The following is a 17,075-nucleotide window of genomic DNA, read 5'->3' on the forward strand; positions in this document are numbered from 1 at the left end:
TCGGCCCGGTCGTGGCGGGTGCTGATCGGGATGACCAGATGCCATGACCGTACTGGTGACCGGGCCCGCGCCGGGCCGACCGTGGCACACCCGGTGCGTGCCGGTTGCGCGTACGTGACACTCGCAACCGGCACGTGACCACCATTTGCAGTGGTATGCCCGGGAAAGCGAATTCGCGGTCGCGCCCGGACGGTTGCCGTATCGGTTCGGCTCAGGACTCCAGCGCGAGCTGCTGAAGCACCGTCAGTTCCTCGCAGCCCCGCGCACCGAGGTCGAGCAGGTTGTTCAGCAGCGCGCGATCGAAGGGCTCCTTCTCCGCGGTGCCCTGCACCTCGACGAAGCGTCCGTCACCGGTGCACACGATGTTCATGTCGGTGTCGGCCCGAACGTCCTCCTCGTAGGGAAGGTCGAGCATCGGCACGCCGTCGATGATCCCGACGCTGACCGCCGCCACCGAACCGACCAGCGGGTTGGCGCCTTTGCGGGTGAGCTTGTGCTCGCGCGCCCAGGTCACCGCGTCGGCCAGCGCGACGTACGCGCCGGTGATCGCCGCGGTCCGGGTGCCGCCGTCCGCCTGGAGCACGTCGCAGTCGAGGTGGATCGTGGTCTCGCCGAGCGCCTTGGTATCGATCACCGCGCGCAGCGAACGGCCGATCAGCCGCGAGATCTCGTGCGTACGCCCGCCGATCCGGCCCTTGACCGACTCGCGATCACCGCGCGTGTGGGTGGCGCGCGGCAACATCGAGTACTCGGCGGTGACCCAGCCCTCCCCACTGCCCTTGCGCCAGCGCGGCACGCCTTCGGTGACGCTCGCGGCAACCAGGACACGGGTACGGCCGAACTCGACGAGGACCGAGCCCTCGGCGTGGTCGAGCCACTTGCGCTGGAACGTGACCGGGCGAAGCTGGTCGGGGGTACGGCCGTCTACTCGTGACATGGACCCAGCCTAAGCGGTGGCACACACCCCTTCGGACCGGACACCCGGGCGGGCTCAGACCGTGTGCGAGGCGTCCGGCAGGGCCAGCTCGACGGCGCCGGTGAAGGTCTTGCGGGCGTCCTCGAGATTGCGCCCGCGGCTCGTCCACGGCGGGATGTGGGTAAGCAACAGCCTTCCCACGCCCGCCCGTTCGGCGTGTTCGCCGGCCTGGCGGCCGTTCAGGTGCACATGCGGCAGATTCTCCCGGCCGTGCTCGAACGACGCCTCGCACAGCAGCAGGTCGGCGCCGCGCGAGATCCGGACCAGGTCGTCGCTGACCCCGGTGTCGCCGGAGTAGACCAGCGACCGGCCGCCGGCCTCGATCCGGTAGGCGTACGACTCCACGGGATGCGGCATGCGGTCGGCGGTGATCCGGAACGGGCCGACCTCGAAGGTGCCGGTGACCACCGTGCGGAAGTCGAACACGTCGCCCATCCGCCCGTTGTCGATGGCGCCCTCGACGTCGTACGCGCGCGCGATCCGCTCGTGCGTGTCGGCCGGTCCGTACACCGACAGCCGGGGCAGTTCGCCGGACGGGCAGTATTTGCGGGCCACGAAGTAGCAGGCGAGGTCGAGGCAGTGGTCCGCGTGCAGATGGCTGAGCAGCACCGCGTCGATCGAGCCGAGCGTGGTGTGCCGTTGCAGCGCGCCGAGCGCGCCGTTGCCGAGGTCGATCAGGATGCGGACCCCGTCGGCTTCCAGGAGGTAGCACGAGCAGGGGCTGTCCGGTCCGGGGAAGCTGCCGGAGCAGCCGACGACGGTGAGTTTCACGTGAGGGCTCCGAGCGCGTCGACGTGCGCGAGTTCGGGGCCGAGGAACCGGCGACCCACGTCGCGGAACTGGGCGGGATCGCCCGTGGTGAGGAATTGGTGCTCCGGCGCGGCCCGTCCGGTGTCACGCATCAGGCCGCCGGCCGCGAGTGCGCGGTAGACGTCCTTCGCGGTCTCCTCCGCGCTGGAGATCAGCGTGACCTGCTCCCCCACGACGTAGGAGATGACACCGGTGAGCAGCGGGTAGTGCGTGCAGCCGAGGATGAGGGTGTCCACGCCCTCGGACACGACCGGGTCGAGGTAACCCCGGGCAACCTTGAGCAGTTCGTCGCCGTTGGTCACCCCGCGCTCGACGAACTCGACGAAGCGCGGGCACGCCTGGGTGGTGAGGTTGATGTGCGGTGCGGCGGCGAACGCGTCCTCGTAGGCCATCGAGGTCTTCGTGGCCTGGGTCGAGATCACCCCGACCCGCCCGTTGCGAGTTGCCGCCGCGGCACGCCGGGTGGCCGGCTTGATCACCTCGACGACCGGCACCGCGTACCGCTCGCGCGCGTCCCGCAACATCGCGGCGGACGCGCTGTTGCAGGCTATGACCAGGAGTTTCACGCCCTCGTCCACGAGCCGGTCCAGGCATTCCAGCGCGTACCGACGAACCTCCGCGATCGGCCTCGGCCCGTAGGGCTGCCGCGCGGTGTCGCCGAGATAGCGGATCGGCTCGTTCGGAAGCTGGTCGAGCACGGCCCTGGCCACGGTCAGGCCACCAAAGCTCGAGTCGAAAATCCCGATCGGCGCGTCGTTGGATGCGAATGCCACCCCCTGAGAGTACGCAGAGGAGGGGTACGTCCCGGTGCACAACGGGCATGGGGGTGACCGACGTCATATCCAACCGCGCTGCGCGCGAGGCGGCTTCGCCACGCGGCCTCCGGCCGCCTGATCAAACGCGCTACGCGCGAACCGGCGGTTCCACCGCTCGTGGGCACGGATGAACGCGCTACGCGCGAACCGGCGGCCCCGCCGCTCTCCTCGCAGGCTCGTCGATCACCGGTCGACGATCAAGTCGTCGGCGCTGACGCGCCGGGGGGTGTGCCGAGTTGGCGTCGCGGTCGGGGCGGCCGCGTGTGTGGGCGGCCGCCCCGTCGTTTCGGCGTCGCCGGCCGGCAACGGGGCGGGCCGGTGGACGAGTTGTCGCGATGTCCAGAACGAACCGGTGACCCCGCGGTGGGTCGGCCCGTTGCCCCGACGCGCGAGCGGCTCAGCCGGCGTTGATCGCGCCGGCGGCGAATACGCGGGCGGGCGGACGGGAGAGCCACCACGCGGAAGCGAGGTGCACGGTCGCGCCCAGGCTGCCGCCGATCGCCATGCCGGTGATGCCCTGTTCGATCCCGATCATCGCGTCGCCCAGTTGCGCGACGCCGGCCACGACCAGGATCGGCGTCAGGCCCCGGTCGGCGCGCCGGGCGAGGAGGTAGAGCAGGCCCGCGGCGAGCGGGACGGCGCGAACGCCGTACGCCTGCGCGTACATGTGCATTCCGTCGCTCACCTCGGTCCCGGGCACCGACAGGATCCCCGGGTCGACCATGCCGAGCACCGCCGAGCCCGCCGAGCCCAACGCCATCACCGCATTGAGAAGCAGCACCGCACGCCGCATGACTTCACTCCTTGAATGATTCGAACTCTGAATGATTCTCCCAGGTTATTATGCAAACCATGAAAGATGTCAAGGGTCAGGGTCCGCTGACGAGCACGGTCACGTTCCGCCTGGGCACCATCGGCGCGATCGTCACCGAGCGCTTCACCGAACAGGTCCAGGCGTACGGCCTCAAACCCAAACAGGTCGGCCTGATGGCGGTCCTGGCCGCCGGCGCCGCCGACTCACAGCAGGAGATCGCCCGCACGATGGGGGTCGCACCCAGCCTGGTGGTCAGCCTCGCCGACCAACTCGAAGAGCTCGGCGCGATCCGCCGCGAACGCGACCCCGCCGACCGCCGCCGCCAAGTCCTGACCCTCACCGACCACGGCCATACCCTCCTCGCCGAGTGCACCACCGCCGCCCACATCCTCGACGAGGCCCTCACCGCCCACCTGACCCCCGCCGCCCGCCAGGCCCTACAGCAGGCCCTGACCACCCTCGCCGCCCAATCCGGCCTCCCCACCTGACCGATTCCCCAGCGCCTCGCGCCCCAGGAGTGCCATGCGCAAGTTCGTCGCCGCCCCCGACATCACCGAGTTCTTCAAACTCGGCGATGAACCGCGACGACATCGATGAGCATGCGACGCGGGGGACGCCGGTATGGGCCTCCGCCGATGCAACGACCTTGCGCACGACCGGCGGCGCGCAGACCGTCCGGCACGGCCCACCCACCGGCACGTCCTGGCCCGTCCCCCCTGAACCCGGGTCCGCCCGTCCCGGATGCCCCATCGGCCGCGAGCAGCCGTCCCCCGCACGACCCGAAGCGATCCCCTTTGTCGCTGCCACCACCCGATGCGCCTCAACCGCCTCCGTGAGCGGCAGCCGCACGTGCGCGTGCCCCGCAGCCAAGCCCGCCGGAGCGCGCCACCACGGCCCACCCGCGGCACACCCCCGAAAAACCGAACGCCCCCGGCGCCCGAAGGCGGCCCGGGGGCGATCGAAGAAGACCCGGCACGAAGAAGACCCGGCACAAAGGCTCAGCCGAAGCCTCGGACCACGCTACTCAAGCCCAAAGCTGACCCTGAAGACCCTCCACCGCGGCCTCCGTGCTCTCGGCCGTGTAGATGCCGGTGGACAGATACTTCCAACCCGCGTCCGCGATCACGAAGGCGATGTCGGCCGACTCCCCCGCCTTGACCGCCTTGCGCGCGATCCCGAGGGCCGCGTGCAGCACCGCGCCGGTCGAGATGCCCGCGAAGATGCCTTCCTTCTCCAGCAGTTCCCGGGTACGCCGGACCGCGTCGGCGGAGCCCACCGAATAGCGCGTGGTCAGCACGTCGGCGTCGTACAGCTCCGGCACGAAGCCCTCGTCGAGGTTGCGCAGGCCGTACACGACGTCGTCGTAGCGCGGTTCGGCCGCCACGATGGTCACTCCCGGGACCTTCTCGCGCAGGTAGCGGCCGACCCCCATCAGCGTGCCGGTGGTGCCCAGACCGGCCACGAAGTGGGTGATCGTGGGCAGGTCCTCGAGCAGTTCGGGGCCGGTCGTGGCGTAGTGCGCGTCCGGATTGGCCGGATTGCCGTACTGGTACAACATCACCCAGTCGGGATTCTCGGCCGCGAGTTCCTTGGCCACCCGGACCGCCGTGTTGGAGCCACCCGCCGCGGGCGACCCGATGATCCGCGCGCCCCACATGCGCAGCAGTTCGCGGCGCTCCTCGGAGGTGTTCTCCGGCATCACGCAGACGATTTGATAGCCCTTGAGCTTGGCCGCCATCGCCAACGCGATGCCGGTGTTGCCCGAGGTCGGCTCCAGGATCGTGCAACCGGGGGTGAGCAGCCCGTCGCGCTCGGCCGCCTCGATCATGTGCAGGGCCGGACGGTCCTTGATCGAACCGGTCGGGTTGCGGTCCTCCAGCTTGGCCCACACCCGCACGGTCGGCGACGGCGACAGCGTCGGCAGGCCGACCAGCGGGGTGCGGCCGACCGAATCGAGCAACGATTCGTAACGCATCAGATCGCGCCGCCGGCGACCGCCGGAAGAATGGTGACCGTGTCGCCGTCGTCCAACTTGGTGCCGAGGCCGCCGGTGAAGCGCACGTCCTCGTCGTTGAGGTAGACGTTGACGAAGCGGCGCAACTCGCCGTTCTCCTCCACCAGTCGTCCCCGAACTCCCGGGTGCCGGGCCTCCAGGTCGACCAGCAGGTCGGCGAGGGTGGCACCCGCGCCGGGCACCGCCTTGGCGCCGTCGGTGTAGGTACGAAGGATGGTCGGGATGCGGACCTCGATGGCCATGGATGCGCTCCTCTGGTGGTGACGCGTACGGAGAGAACGCAGTCCGGACGCGGGCCGCACCCTTGACGCTCCAGCGGGGACGGTGGAGACCGTGGGGCGGGGATCGTTCGCGTGCGCCGGTGCTGCGGGACGTGCCTGCTGCCTGGGGTGCCTGGTGGGCCGATCCGGTAGCGGATCAGCTCACGCGCGCAGCGCGACAGAGGGCGCTGGAGAGTCGGCACAGATCGACGTGCAGGCGTGCGACGAGAAGCGCGCCCGGGGCACCGCCCGCTACCGCTTCCGTCATATTCACGCCCGCATAACGCATATGGTCATGCTAGCCATTCCATCGAGAGGCTCCGATGTGATCTCGCATGCCGGAACATGCCATACCGACAGGTGAGACACAGCCCGACGGCAATACCCGACGGATCGGGCATTCGCTCCGAAATAACCCGTCCCTCGGCCTTCGAACAGTCGCCGAACAACCCGCGAAGGGCCGTCGGCCGGATCAATAGGCCTCGACCACGTTGACCTCCTCCTCGGTGATCACACCGTCGACGATCCGGTACGACCGAAACTCGTACGTCTCCTCCTCCCGCGTCGACACGAGCACGTAGTGCGCGTTGGGCTCGGACGCGTACGACACGTCCGTGCGCGAGGGGTACGCCTCGGTCGCGGTGTGCGAGTGGTAGACGATCACGGGCTCCTCGTCCCGGTCGTCCATCTCGCGGTAGAGCTTGAACAGGTCGGCCGAGTCGAACTCGTAGAACGTGGGCGACCGCGCGGCGTTGAGCATCGGGATGAACCGCTCGGGGCGGTCGGTGCCCTCGGGGCCCGCGACGACGCCGCACGCCTCGTCGGGGTGGTCGGCACGGGCGTGGGCGACGATCCGATCGCGCAGGGCTGCGGTGATGGTGAGCATGCCCCGAGCGTACTGAGCGGCTTTGGGACCCGCGCGACACCTCACCCCGCCCCACCCCACGCACCGGGCCGGCCCGTCCGCCGCTCAGACCCTCACCGGCTTCCCGCGCCGCGCCGAGACGTACGCCGCCACCAGGAACGCCACCCAGATCGGCACCACGTACAGCGCGATCCTGGTGTCCGCCGAGAACCCGAGCAGGACCACCACCATCAGCAGGAAGGCCAACACCGCCCAGCCCGTGTACGGCGCGCCCGGCATCCGGAAGCCGTGTCCCGCCAGCCGTCCCCGGTTCACCGCGCGCCGGTAGCGCATCTGGCACGCGACGATCATGCCCCAGGTCCACAGCGCGCCCACGGTGGCCACCGAGGTGATGTACATGAACGCCTTGTCCGGCACCAGCGCGTTGATCAGCACGCCGACGCCCATCACGATCGCCGACACGGTGACTGCCATTGCCGGCACCCGATGCGAACTGAGGGTGCTCACCTGCGACGGCGCCTGCCCCTCGACCGCGAGGGTGCGCAACATCCGGCCGGTCGAGTACAGGCCCGAGTTGCACGAGGACAGCGCGGCGGTGAGCACCACGAAGTTGATGATCGCCGCCGCGGCCGGGATGCCCACCCGGTCGAAGACGAGCACGAACGGGCTCTCCTTGGCATGGAAGTCGGTCCACTGCGCGAGCGAGAGGATGATCACCAGGGCGCCGATGTAGAACAGCCCGATCCGGAACGGGATGGTGTTGATCGCGCGCGGCAGCACCTTCTCCGGGTCCTGCGCCTCCCCCGCGGTGACACCGATCAGCTCGACGCCCAGGAACGCGAACATCACGATCTGGAGCACCATCAACGTCTCGCCGACGCCGTTGGGCGCGAACCCGCCGTCCGACCACAGATGCGAGACGGACGCCTGGTCACCGGCCTCGCCGAAGCCGAAGATCAGCACCCCGATGCCGACCAGGATCATCCCGACGATCGCGGTCACCTTGATCATCGAGAACCAGAACTCGAACTCGCCGAACAGCTTGACCGAGATCAGGTTGGCGGCGAACAGCACCAGCAGGACAGCCAGCGCGGTCACCCACTGCGGGATCCAGGACCACCAGTACTGCACGTAGACGCCCGCCGCGGTGATCTCGGCCATCCCGGTGACAACCCACATGATCCAATACGTCCACCCGGTCACGAACCCCGCGAACGGCCCGAAGAACTCCCTGGCGTACTCGGCGAAACTGCCCGCCACCGGCCGATACATCAGCAGCTCGCCCAGCGCGCGCATGACGAAGAAGATCAATACACCGGCCACCGCGTAGGCCGCGATCAACGACGGCCCGGCCTTCTCGATCGCGCCGCCCGCGCCCAGGAAGAGCCCGGTGCCGATCGCGCCGCCGATCGCGATCATCTGGATCTGACGGCCGTTCAGTCCCCGTTCGTACCCCTCGGCGTCGACACCCGGTTCGACCGCCCGCGCGCTCGACTCGGCCTTGATGTCCGTCATGATCGCTCCCGTTCGTTGGTACGGAGGCCGTATTACCAACGAAAACGAGCGGAAACCCGAATGCCGAACGATCCGGCGTGTCCCTTTCGCCGGATGTGCTCCTGCGGTACGGCGCTACAGCGCCCCGAGCAGCGAGTCCTGCAACCCGCCCAGCCAGTGGAAGACCGCGAACAACCAGCGTCGCGGATCGTCGTCGGCCAGTTTGGCCTCGAATTCCTCCATGTCCTGGGTGACTTCGAGCCGGGTACCGATCACCAGGCGCAGGTCGTTGAGCGTGCCGAGCCAGGCCTGGATGCCCTGCTCGTCGAGCACCACGCGGTGTTCGCCGCCCTGCGCGCGCAACTCCTCGGCGCCCGGCGGTTCGGTGAGGTCGACCAACTCGGCCAGGTCGGCCAGCACGATCCGCGCGTTGTCGCGCTTGCGCAGCCGCAGGTCGGTCTCGGTGTAGCGGCGGAACTCGGCCGCCGCCTCGGCGTCCTCGGCGTAGGCGTCCGGCAGCAGGCGGGCGAGCGCGGGGTCGTCCGGGGTGACCGGTGTGTCGGTCGAGCCGAGCCCGGTCAGGCCCAACTCGGCGGCCAGCGGGTCGCTCGCCTCGTCGTCGGGCGAGACCATCTCGACCAGTTGACCGCACAGATCGGCCAGCACTCGCACGTGCATGTCCTCCAGGACGATCTCGGGTCGTCCCGAGCGTCCGCGCATGAAGAGGCCGTTCACAGGCTGTGCAACTCCCGGGGAATATGGGGCGGAAACCGGAGGGGCCGGCCGGGCCGAGCGAACCGAGTGGGTGTCACTTGTCGTGCTGGATGGTGGCCCACAGGCCGAATCCGTGCATCGCGGTGGTGTCGCGCTCCATCTCCTCGCGCGTCCCCGACGAGACCACGGCCCGACCCTTGTTGTGCACGTCGTGCATGAGCTTCTCCGCCTTCTTCTTCGGATAGCCGAAGTAGGACTGGAAGACGTAGGTCACGTACGACATCAAATTGATCGGGTCGTTCCAGACGATGCACACCCACGGGGTCTCCGCCCGGACGTCCTCTTCGGGCTTCTGCTTCTCGACCTCGATGGGAGCGACACTCATGGGTCCCATGCTGCCATCAGCCCAGGGCCCGGGCGAACCGGCTCGGCGGTGGTGTTCGGGCCCGGATGTGACCCGGGGCGTACACGTCACCCCTCCGGTACGGCAAAATCCCGCCCATGTCCTCTGCACCCGCACCGGGTTGGTACCCGGATCCGGAGATCACCGGCCACATCCGCTACTGGGACGGCGGTGCCTGGGTGCCGGACAGCAGCCGACCGGCCGAGGAACCCGGCCGGCCCGCCGCCGAACAACCGGACCGGGCCGGAGAGTCCGGCGGCCCCGAGGCGATCGAGCAGGGCGGCCGGGTGATCCAGGGCGAGGTGTTGTCCGCGCGCATCGGCGCTCCGTACGACATGTCCTCGACCGGCGTGTACGCGCCGCCGGCCGGCTCACCCGGCCCCGGTGCCGCCGGCTCGTCCGACGCGGGCCCGTCGTGGTCCGGCCCGACCGCCCCCACCGGCCCGGCGGGCGGCGCGACGCCGCCACCGGCGGGCGGGGTGCCGCCACAGCGCGCGGCCGAGGAGCCGGGGCCGTGGCGACCGGTCCAGGCCGACATCTTCGGCAGCAACGAACGGCGCCCGGCGAACCTGGGCCGACGGCTGCTGGCCCGGATCGCCGACGCCCTGGTGCCGCTCGCGGCCGGCGTCGCGGTCGGCATCCCGCTCGTCCCGGACGCGGTCGAGCACATCCGGGACAAGATCGACCGGGCCCGCTACGAGGGCCGCGACACCACGGTCTGGCTGATCGACGGCACCACCGGGACCGCGATCGCGATGGTGCTCGGCACCGTGCTCGTGGCCGCGCTGCTGTACGAGGCGCTGCCCACCTGGAAGTGGGGCCGCTCGCTCGGCAAGACCCTGTTCGGCCTGCGCGTCGCGGACCTGGACAGCCACGACACCCCCTCGCTGTGGCAGTCGGTGCGACGCTGGCTGGTCCTGTACGTACCGGGCGTGTTCGTGGTCGGCGTGCTCGGCGCGTTGTGGGGTCTCTTCGATCGGCCGTGGCGGCAGGGGCTGCACGACAAGGCTGCGCGCACGTTCGTCGCCCGCGACTGACGCCGGGCGCGGCCCGCCCGCCACCCGGTCACCACCCCGTCACCCGTACAGACGCGACACGACCGGATTGGTCGAACACGTCACGGTCGCGTCGCCTTATGTCCGGTTTACTCGGCTTTATGACAGGTAGTGCACCGCCTCCGCCGCCCGACCCGTTCGGAGACGACCCCTCGGGTCGAAACCCCTACGGGCAGCAACCACCGCCCGGTCAGCCGCCCCACGGACAGCAGCCGCCGTACGGCGGGCAGCAGCCGCCTCCCGGATCGGACCCGTCCGGACGGGGGCAACCTCCGTACGGCGGGAATCCCTCCGGGCAACCGCCGTACGGGCAGGACCCGACCGGGCAGTATCCGTACGGTCAGGGCGGCCCGTACGGCCAGGACCCGTCCCACGGCACGGGTGGCGGCACGGGCGGGTACGGGGCCGGGCCGGAGCTCGGCGGCCCGTGGCGGCGGCTGCTCGCGCGGATCATCGACAGCATCATCGTCGGCGTGGTCGCGGGCCTGCTCTCGTGGCCGGTCACCGACTACGACTACGACGACATGAGCTTTGGCTCTCAGTTCACCTCGGGTCTGATCTTCTCACTGCTGTACTTCCTCTACGAGGGCTTCCAGCTCGACCGCTACGGTCGCACGCTCGGCAAGCGAGTGCTGCGCATCCGGGTGGTGCGGGTGGCCGACGGCGGGCCCATCGCCGGATCGCCCGCATGGACCCGCGCCGGCGTGTTCACGCTGCCCCCGATCGTGCCGTGCCTGGGCACGATCTTCTGGCTGGTCAACGTGTTGTGGCAGTTCTGGGATCAGCCGTGGCATCAGTGTCTGCACGACAAGGCGGCCAAGACCACCGTCATCCGCGGGTCGTGACCCGAGGCTGGTGATGCCGAGCGCGAATGCCGAGCACTGCCGTCGTCGTGCCCAGCGCGACCCCGATGCCCATGGCGACGGCAGCTCCCGCCACGGTGCGCGGCTCCCAGGCCGCCAATAGTGAGACCGTCAAGACGATCGTGACGAATACGCCGTAGCCGAGTCGGAAGAAATCTCCTCTTGCCACGACGCACCACCTCCCCTGCACCCCTTTGTGCACGCCCCCCGCTCTCACGCTACTGCTCACGCCGCGCAATGTAACCAGTCGATTGCGATCGGGATTTATCGGTCCCGGCTCCGGGCACCCTCCCGCGACGGTCGGAGCACCGATCCCGCGCATGAAGACAGCCCCAGGACCGCCCGCCCCGGAGAGTCCACGTGAACCGCAGGCACGTCACCCCCGTCGTCACCGCGTTGTGCGCACTGCTCGTGCTGGCCGCCGCCCCGGCCGCGCCGGGCCGGATCGCGGACGTCCCGGGCGAGCGCACCGAATCCGGCCCCTTCGTCGAACGCGACGACGACCTAACGCACCCCTTCACCGAGCGGCGCAGACAACGACGCGACGCGGCGGTACGGGCGATGACCGAGGACCCGGCGCTGACGGCGCGCACGGTGCCGGCCGGCGAAGCGGGCGCCGCGGAGACCCGGCCACCCGCCGAGGCGCGGGTGTTCGTGGTCCTGGTCGAGTTCGGCGATCGCCTCGACGCGCCGAACGGGCATCGCTACAGCTCGCGGCCGGGTCCTCGACACGGCACCATCCCGGCGCCGAACCGGGCCGAGGACACCACGACGCTGTGGCGATCGAGCTACGAACGCGACCACTTCCGGGACCTGTTCTTCGGCCCGGGCACCGACTCGCCCTCGTTGGCCTCGTACTACCGCGCGCAGTCCTCGGGCCGCTACTCGCTCGACGGCGAGGTCACCGAGTGGGTCCGGGTGCCCTACAACGAGGCGCGCTACGGCAACGACGGGTGTGGCCGCAACGTGTGCCAGGACGTGTGGGCTCTGGTCCGGGACGCGATGAAGGTCTGGTACGACGGGCGGATCGCCGGAGGGCTGACGGCCGCACAGGTCCGCGACGAGCTCGCGTCGTTCGACCGCTGGGACCGGGACGACTTCGACGGCGACGGCGACTTCGACGAGCCGGACGGCTACCTCGACAACCTGGAGATCGTGCACGCCGGCGTGGACAAGGCCCAGGGCGGCGGCGAACAGGGCCGGGGCGCGGTGTGGTCGCACCGCTGGTACGCGTACGCCGACCGGGTCGGTCGCACCGGGCCGGCGAGCAACCGCGCGGGTGGCACACCGATCGGCGACTCCGGGATCTGGGCCGGGGACTACACGATCCAGTCGGAGAACGGCGGACTGGGCGTGATCGCCCACGAGTTCGGTCACAACCTGGGCCTTCCGGACCTGTACGACCGAGGCAACTCGACCGACGGCCCGCCGGGGTTCTGGTCGCTGATGGCGCTCGGCGGCTACCTCGGCGACGAGGACGGCGCGGGCTCACTGCCGGGCTCGCTGTCCGCGTGGGACAAGCTGCAACTGGGCTGGCTGGACGTACGCATCGTGGACCCGACCCGCAAGACCGTGGCCCAACTCGCGCCGAACCAGTCCACGGGCGACCCGCAGGCACTGCTCGTCCCCTTGCCACCACGCCGCGGAAGCAACGCCAAACGCTGGTACATCGTGGAGAACCGGCAATACGTCGGCGCGGACACCACCCTCGTGAACGGCCCCTACCAAATCACCGGCAACAAACGCGTGGCCGCCCACTTCCCGTACGGCGAGGGCGTCCTGATCTGGCTGTGGGACACCTCCTTCACCGACAACGACGTCTCCCGTCACCCCGGCGAGGGCCTGATCCTGCCCGTCGACATCCACCCGGAACCCCTCCTGGACCGGACCGGAAAACCACTCCCCGCCCGCTTCCAGACCGCCGACGCCGCCCTGACCTCCACCACGGAAGAAACCTCGGCGATCACCCTGGGCCGCCTGGGCACCTTCCCCTCCCGCCCAGGCGTCCCCACGTTCACCGACAGCGCCGAGTACTGGTCCGCCGCGTCCCCCAACACCGGCGTAAAAGTCCCCCACACCGGCACCACAATCACCACGGAAGGCCCCACCCGCACCGGCACCGCCGCCCGAGTAACAGTCGGGCCCACCACCCCCTGACCCCCGCCCCAGGCCACCCCCAACAAACACCACACCCCCCGACCACCACCCATACGGCACACCCCCACCGCGCCACAACCAGCCCCCACGCCACCCTCAAAACCCAACCAGGCAAACCCAACAGCCCGCCCGGCGCATGAGGGCAACCAGCCCGGCCGGCGCTTAAGGCCACCCAGCCCGCCCGGCGCTTGAGGGCAACCAGCCCGGCCGGCGCTTGAGGCCACCCAGCCCGCCCGGCGCATGAGGGCAACCAGCCCGGCCGGCGCATGAGGCCAAAAAAAGCCCACCCAACCACCCACGGCCCGCCCGGCCTCAGGGCAATGCCGGCTCGCCCACCAGAACCGCCCCCGCCCCCCGAAGCTCGGCGAGCGCCGAAGAGGTCGTCCCCGCCGCCACCCCCGCCGTCAGCCCCAACAACACCCGCGTCGCAAACCCCTCCCGCACCGCGTCCAACGCGGTCGCCCGCACGCAGTGGTCCGTGGCGATCCCCACCACGTCCACCTGGGTGACGCCGCGATCCCGCAGCCACTCGGCCAACGACGTCCCGTCGGCCGCCGCCCCTTCGAACCCGCTGTACGCGGCCGCGTGTGCGCCCTTGGAGAAGATCTCCTCGACCCGCCCCGACTCGACCGCCGACGCGAACGCCGGGTGGAAGCGCGCGCCCTCGGTACCGGCCACGCAGTGCGTCGGCCAGGTCTCCTCATAGTCCGGCGTCGCCGAGAAGTGCGCCCCGGGATCCACGTGGTGGTCCCGCGTGGCCACGATGTGCGCGTAGGCCGGTGTCTCCGCGTGCACGGGGTCCGGCGGCTGCTCGGCCGCGTTGGCCGCGATGTGGTGTCGGATCGCCTCGGCGACCGCCGCCCCGCCCGCGACCGCGAGGCTGCCTCCCTCGCAGAAGTCGTTCTGTACGTCGACCACGATCAATGCCCGGGTCATCGTCGCCTGCCTCCTCGTGGCGAGTCCGTCGAGTCCGACGAACCGCTCGCGTCTACTCGTAGATGGTCGGAAGTACCGGTTCCCCGCGCGAGAGCTGCGTAGCCGAAAGCGGCAGTTCCTCACGCGAACGCGCGTGTCGGTCCCGCGCCGCCGACAGCGGCTCGCGGCCCACGATCTCCCCGTTCACCACCAGCGGGACCAGCAATTCCCGCTCGCCCGGTACGACTTCCGCGTCGGCCCGGAACGGCCGCAGCACCTCGGCCTCGGCCACCCCGTCCGCGTCGTAGCGCCGCACGGCGCTCTTGCGGCCGCCGTGGCTCGGCTTGCCCGGCGACTTCTTGGCCACCGGCACCAGCGGCGCGTCCGGCGCGTCGCTCATCGCCCGCGCGACCAGCTTGTACACCAGCGACGCGGTCGGCTGCCCCGAACCGGTGACCAACTGGGTGCCAACCCCGTAGGCGTCCACGGGAGCCGCCCGCAGCGAGGCGATCGCGTACTCGTCGAGGTCGCTGGTGACCACGATCCGGGTTTTGACCGCGCCGAGCTCGTCGAGTTGCGCGCGCACCCGGTGGGCGAGCAGCAGCAGGTCGCCCGAGTCGAGCCGGACCGCCCCGAGTTCGTGCCCGGCCACCTCCACCGCCGTGCGTACCGCGCTCGCCACGTCGTAGGTGTCCACGAGCAGCGTGGTGTCCGCGCCGAGCGCGGCCACCTGCGCCGCGAACGCCTCGCGCTCGTCGTCGTGCAGGAGCGTGAACGCGTGCGCGCTGGTGCCCCGGGTCGGGATGCCGTACCGCTGCCCGGCGCGCAGGTTCGAGGTGCTCGCGAACCCGCAGATGTACGCGGCGCGCGCGGCGGCCACCGCGGCCTCCTCGTGGGTGCGGCGCGAGCCCATCTCGATGCACGGCCGCCCGGCGGCGGCCGAGGTCATCCGGGAGGCGGCGGCGGCCACCGCGGCGTCGTGGTTGAGGACCGACAGGATCAGCGTCTCCAGCACCACCGCCTCGGCGAAGCTGCCCTCGACCACGATCAGCGGCGACCCCGGGAACCAGCACTCGCCCTCGGCGTAGCCCCAGATGTTGCCGGTGAAGCGGTAGCCGGCCAGCCAGTCCAGCGTCGCCGGGCCGACCACGCCGGCCTCCTCGAGGAAGCGCAGCGTCTCGTCGTCGAAGCGGAAGTTCTCGATGCCGTCGAGCAGCCGCCCGGTGCCGGCGGTCACGCCGTAGCGCCGGCCGTCCGGCAGTCGGCGGGCGAAGACCTCGAACACCGAACGGCGGTGCGCCGCACCGCTGCGCAGTGCGGCTTCGAGCATCGTCAGCTCGTAGTGGTCCGTCAGCAAGGCCGTGGTTGCGGTGTCCATGTCGTCAGCATAACACGATTACTCGTCAGTTTGACGATTACTCGCAAGGGTGGTGAACGTCACGGGATTTCGACCGATTATGACCGGATATCCAGGACATCGACGGCTAGCCGAGCCGATCCTCCTCCGGCGTCGGCGCCCAGGTCGACCCGTTGATGTGCGTCCCGCCGCCGACGAACAGCGTGTTGCCGGTGACGTAGCGCGCATCGTCACTGGCCAGGAACAGCGCCGCCCCGCCGATGTCGGTCTCCGGGTCGCCCATCCGACCCATCGGGTTGGCCGCCTCGGCGGTCGCGGCGGCCTCCGGGTTCACCCTGGCGAAGGCGGCGAACGCCTCCGTCTTCGCCCCCGGGCAGATGACGTTGGCCCGGATCTGATGCGGCGCCCACTCGCGCGCGGCCGAGCGGGTGAGCGCGCGCAGCGCCTCCTTGCCGACGTTGTACTCGGCGGTGAACCGGTGCGCGTTGACCCCGTTCAGGCTGGCGATGTTGATCACGCTGCCGCCACCCGCGTCCCGCATCGGCTCGAACGCCGCGCGCATCGTCCACCACCCGGCCCACAGGGCCATGTCCAGACCGTGCCGGAACATCTCGTCCGTCTTGTTCTCCAGGCGGTTGATCCGCCCACCGCCCCACGCGTTGTTCACCAGCGTGTCCAATCGGCCCCACCGGGCCAGCGCGGCCTCGACCAGACCGACCGCGTCCGCCTTGACCGTGACATCGGCGACGACCGCGAACGTCTCGACACCGAACGCCTCGGTGATCTCGGCCGCGACCCGATCCGCCGACTCCGCTTTGATGTCGTTGACCAGGATCCGGCACCCCTCGGCCGCGAACCGCCGGGCGATCCCGCGCCCGATGCCCGCCCCGGAGCCGGTGATCACCGCGACGTGGTCCTGAAGACGTCCTGCCATGGCGCTGCCTCCCACGTTGATCGTTCGACCTCGTGGGTATCCGCAACAGCCATGGAAAACAAGGGCTCCCCGGCCCGACAAGACCCGGGCTCCCCTGTGGAACCGCAGGTCAGCTCGGCCGCCACTGATGATCACAGTCCCGGCACTTGCGGTCCCCGTACGGCATCGAGGACACCTTGCCCGAGCCGCACTCCGGGCACGTGGGACCGTCCGCGGCGGTCGGCGGACGCCAGCGCGCGGCGCACGAGCCGCACACGTAGTCACCGACGATGTCGGTGCTCACCTTGGTCGAACCGCACTTGCCGCACTGCACCTCGACGTGCCGGCGCTTGCGCGGCGCGGCCCGCCCGATCGCCGCCTGGCGTTCGCGCTGCGCGGAGAAGCCCCAGTAGGAGCGCAGCCGATCGGCCATGTCCGGACGCAGGTCGGCGCCCGGGCCGACCGGTACCTCACCGCGTGGCTGCTCGCTCATGACCGTCACGGTAGGGCATGCCGGCCGGCGCGCGGCGCGGGTGCGCGGCGTGGAAATCCACTCGACTCCGACGCGGGGTCGGTTATCGTCGAGGCATGCGGATCCACGGGCAGCGAGCTACCGGCGTCGGGCCGGCAAACCGAGCGCGATAGCGCGG

Annotated in this window: 20 protein-coding genes; 4 read left to right on the top strand and 16 right to left on the bottom strand. The window is 70.5% G+C overall.

Annotated elements, in window-relative coordinates; genetic code table 11:
- Nucleotides 1-211: 211 nt before the first annotated feature.
- From rph to ACIBSV_RS16170, 4 genes are all read right to left on the bottom strand, one after another.
- The gene (gene rph, locus ACIBSV_RS16155; protein ID WP_395863318.1) at nucleotides 212-937 is read right to left on the bottom strand and encodes a ribonuclease PH; all 726 of its coding nucleotides are present in this window, start codon (nucleotides 935-937) and stop codon (nucleotides 212-214) included.
- Nucleotides 938-991: 54 nt separating this feature from the next.
- Nucleotides 992-1,747 carry an MBL fold metallo-hydrolase gene (locus ACIBSV_RS16160; RefSeq protein ID WP_395863320.1) on the bottom strand — a complete coding sequence of 252 codons (756 nt, stop codon included), beginning with the start codon at nucleotides 1,745-1,747 and terminating at the stop codon, nucleotides 992-994.
- Nucleotides 1,744-2,559 (bottom strand): glutamate racemase, encoded by an 816-nt coding sequence (murI, locus tag ACIBSV_RS16165; protein ID WP_395863322.1) that lies wholly within the window; start codon nucleotides 2,557-2,559, stop codon nucleotides 1,744-1,746. Before murI ends, ACIBSV_RS16160 begins: the two co-directional genes overlap by 4 nt.
- A gap of 439 nt (nucleotides 2,560-2,998) precedes the next feature.
- Nucleotides 2,999-3,394 carry a hypothetical protein gene (locus tag ACIBSV_RS16170; protein WP_395863324.1) on the bottom strand — a complete coding sequence of 132 codons (396 nt, stop codon included), beginning with the start codon at nucleotides 3,392-3,394 and terminating at the stop codon, nucleotides 2,999-3,001.
- A gap of 59 nt (nucleotides 3,395-3,453) precedes the next feature.
- On the opposite strand from ACIBSV_RS16170, the gene ACIBSV_RS16175 reads away from it, so the two are divergent.
- A complete protein-coding gene (locus tag ACIBSV_RS16175; RefSeq protein ID WP_395863326.1) occupies nucleotides 3,454-3,903 on the top strand; it encodes a MarR family winged helix-turn-helix transcriptional regulator in 450 nt (149 codons plus the stop codon).
- A gap of 536 nt (nucleotides 3,904-4,439) precedes the next feature.
- Here ACIBSV_RS16175 and ACIBSV_RS16180 read toward each other — a convergent pair.
- The 7 genes from ACIBSV_RS16180 to clpS all read right to left on the bottom strand — a co-directional run bounded on the left by ACIBSV_RS16180 (nucleotide 4,440) and on the right by clpS (nucleotide 9,147).
- The gene (locus tag ACIBSV_RS16180; protein WP_395863329.1) at nucleotides 4,440-5,390 is read right to left on the bottom strand and encodes a PLP-dependent cysteine synthase family protein; all 951 of its coding nucleotides are present in this window, start codon (nucleotides 5,388-5,390) and stop codon (nucleotides 4,440-4,442) included.
- Nucleotides 5,390-5,671, bottom strand: a complete 282-nt coding sequence (locus tag ACIBSV_RS16185) for a MoaD/ThiS family protein (protein WP_395863331.1) — start codon at nucleotides 5,669-5,671, stop codon at nucleotides 5,390-5,392. The genes ACIBSV_RS16180 and ACIBSV_RS16185 overlap by 1 nt, the downstream gene beginning before the upstream one ends.
- Before the next feature lie 175 nt (nucleotides 5,672-5,846).
- Nucleotides 5,847-5,957, bottom strand: coding sequence for a putative leader peptide (locus ACIBSV_RS16190; protein WP_395863480.1), 111 nt, complete (start codon nucleotides 5,955-5,957; stop codon nucleotides 5,847-5,849).
- Nucleotides 5,958-6,161: 204 nt separating this feature from the next.
- Nucleotides 6,162-6,575 (bottom strand): Mov34/MPN/PAD-1 family protein, encoded by a 414-nt coding sequence (locus ACIBSV_RS16195; protein ID WP_395863333.1) that lies wholly within the window; start codon nucleotides 6,573-6,575, stop codon nucleotides 6,162-6,164.
- 84 nt (nucleotides 6,576-6,659) lie between these two features.
- On the bottom strand, nucleotides 6,660-8,069 hold the full coding sequence (locus tag ACIBSV_RS16200) for an amino acid permease (protein ID WP_395863335.1): 1,410 nt from the start codon (nucleotides 8,067-8,069) through the stop codon (nucleotides 6,660-6,662).
- Nucleotides 8,070-8,183: 114 nt separating this feature from the next.
- A complete protein-coding gene (locus ACIBSV_RS16205) occupies nucleotides 8,184-8,783 on the bottom strand; it encodes a DUF2017 domain-containing protein (protein WP_395863337.1) in 600 nt (199 codons plus the stop codon).
- Nucleotides 8,784-8,856: 73 nt separating this feature from the next.
- Nucleotides 8,857-9,147 carry an ATP-dependent Clp protease adapter ClpS gene (clpS, locus tag ACIBSV_RS16210; protein WP_391588984.1) on the bottom strand — a complete coding sequence of 97 codons (291 nt, stop codon included), beginning with the start codon at nucleotides 9,145-9,147 and terminating at the stop codon, nucleotides 8,857-8,859.
- A gap of 116 nt (nucleotides 9,148-9,263) precedes the next feature.
- Between clpS and ACIBSV_RS16215 the strand changes: the two genes are divergently transcribed.
- Both ACIBSV_RS16215 and ACIBSV_RS16220 read left to right on the top strand, forming a co-directional pair.
- Nucleotides 9,264-10,202, top strand: coding sequence for an RDD family protein (locus ACIBSV_RS16215; protein WP_395863339.1), 939 nt, complete (start codon nucleotides 9,264-9,266; stop codon nucleotides 10,200-10,202).
- Nucleotides 10,203-10,321: 119 nt separating this feature from the next.
- On the top strand, nucleotides 10,322-11,065 hold the full coding sequence (locus ACIBSV_RS16220) for an RDD family protein (RefSeq protein ID WP_395863341.1): 744 nt from the start codon (nucleotides 10,322-10,324) through the stop codon (nucleotides 11,063-11,065).
- On the opposite strand, the gene ACIBSV_RS16225 is transcribed toward ACIBSV_RS16220, so the two are convergent.
- A complete protein-coding gene (locus ACIBSV_RS16225; protein ID WP_395863343.1) occupies nucleotides 11,049-11,252 on the bottom strand; it encodes a hypothetical protein in 204 nt (67 codons plus the stop codon). The two genes, ACIBSV_RS16220 and ACIBSV_RS16225, sit on opposite strands and share 17 nt — an antisense overlap.
- A gap of 191 nt (nucleotides 11,253-11,443) precedes the next feature.
- Between ACIBSV_RS16225 and ACIBSV_RS16230 the strand changes: the two genes are divergently transcribed.
- Nucleotides 11,444-13,240, top strand: a complete 1,797-nt coding sequence (locus ACIBSV_RS16230; protein WP_395863345.1) for an immune inhibitor A domain-containing protein — start codon at nucleotides 11,444-11,446, stop codon at nucleotides 13,238-13,240.
- Nucleotides 13,241-13,552: 312 nt separating this feature from the next.
- On the opposite strand, the gene ACIBSV_RS16235 is transcribed toward ACIBSV_RS16230, so the two are convergent.
- From ACIBSV_RS16235 to ACIBSV_RS16250, 4 genes are all read right to left on the bottom strand, one after another.
- A complete protein-coding gene (locus ACIBSV_RS16235) occupies nucleotides 13,553-14,176 on the bottom strand; it encodes an isochorismatase family protein (RefSeq protein ID WP_395863347.1) in 624 nt (207 codons plus the stop codon).
- Nucleotides 14,177-14,228: 52 nt separating this feature from the next.
- On the bottom strand, nucleotides 14,229-15,533 hold the full coding sequence (locus ACIBSV_RS16240; RefSeq protein ID WP_395863349.1) for a nicotinate phosphoribosyltransferase: 1,305 nt from the start codon (nucleotides 15,531-15,533) through the stop codon (nucleotides 14,229-14,231).
- 106 nt (nucleotides 15,534-15,639) lie between these two features.
- On the bottom strand, nucleotides 15,640-16,446 hold the full coding sequence (locus ACIBSV_RS16245; protein ID WP_395863351.1) for an SDR family NAD(P)-dependent oxidoreductase: 807 nt from the start codon (nucleotides 16,444-16,446) through the stop codon (nucleotides 15,640-15,642).
- Between the two features lie 109 nt (nucleotides 16,447-16,555).
- Nucleotides 16,556-16,918, bottom strand: a complete 363-nt coding sequence (locus ACIBSV_RS16250) for a hypothetical protein (RefSeq protein WP_395863353.1) — start codon at nucleotides 16,916-16,918, stop codon at nucleotides 16,556-16,558.
- Nucleotides 16,919-17,075: the final 157 nt, after the last annotated feature.

The sequence above is a fragment of the Embleya sp. NPDC050154 genome (assembly GCF_044460165.1).
Lineage (GTDB): Bacteria > Actinomycetota > Actinomycetes > Streptomycetales > Streptomycetaceae > Embleya.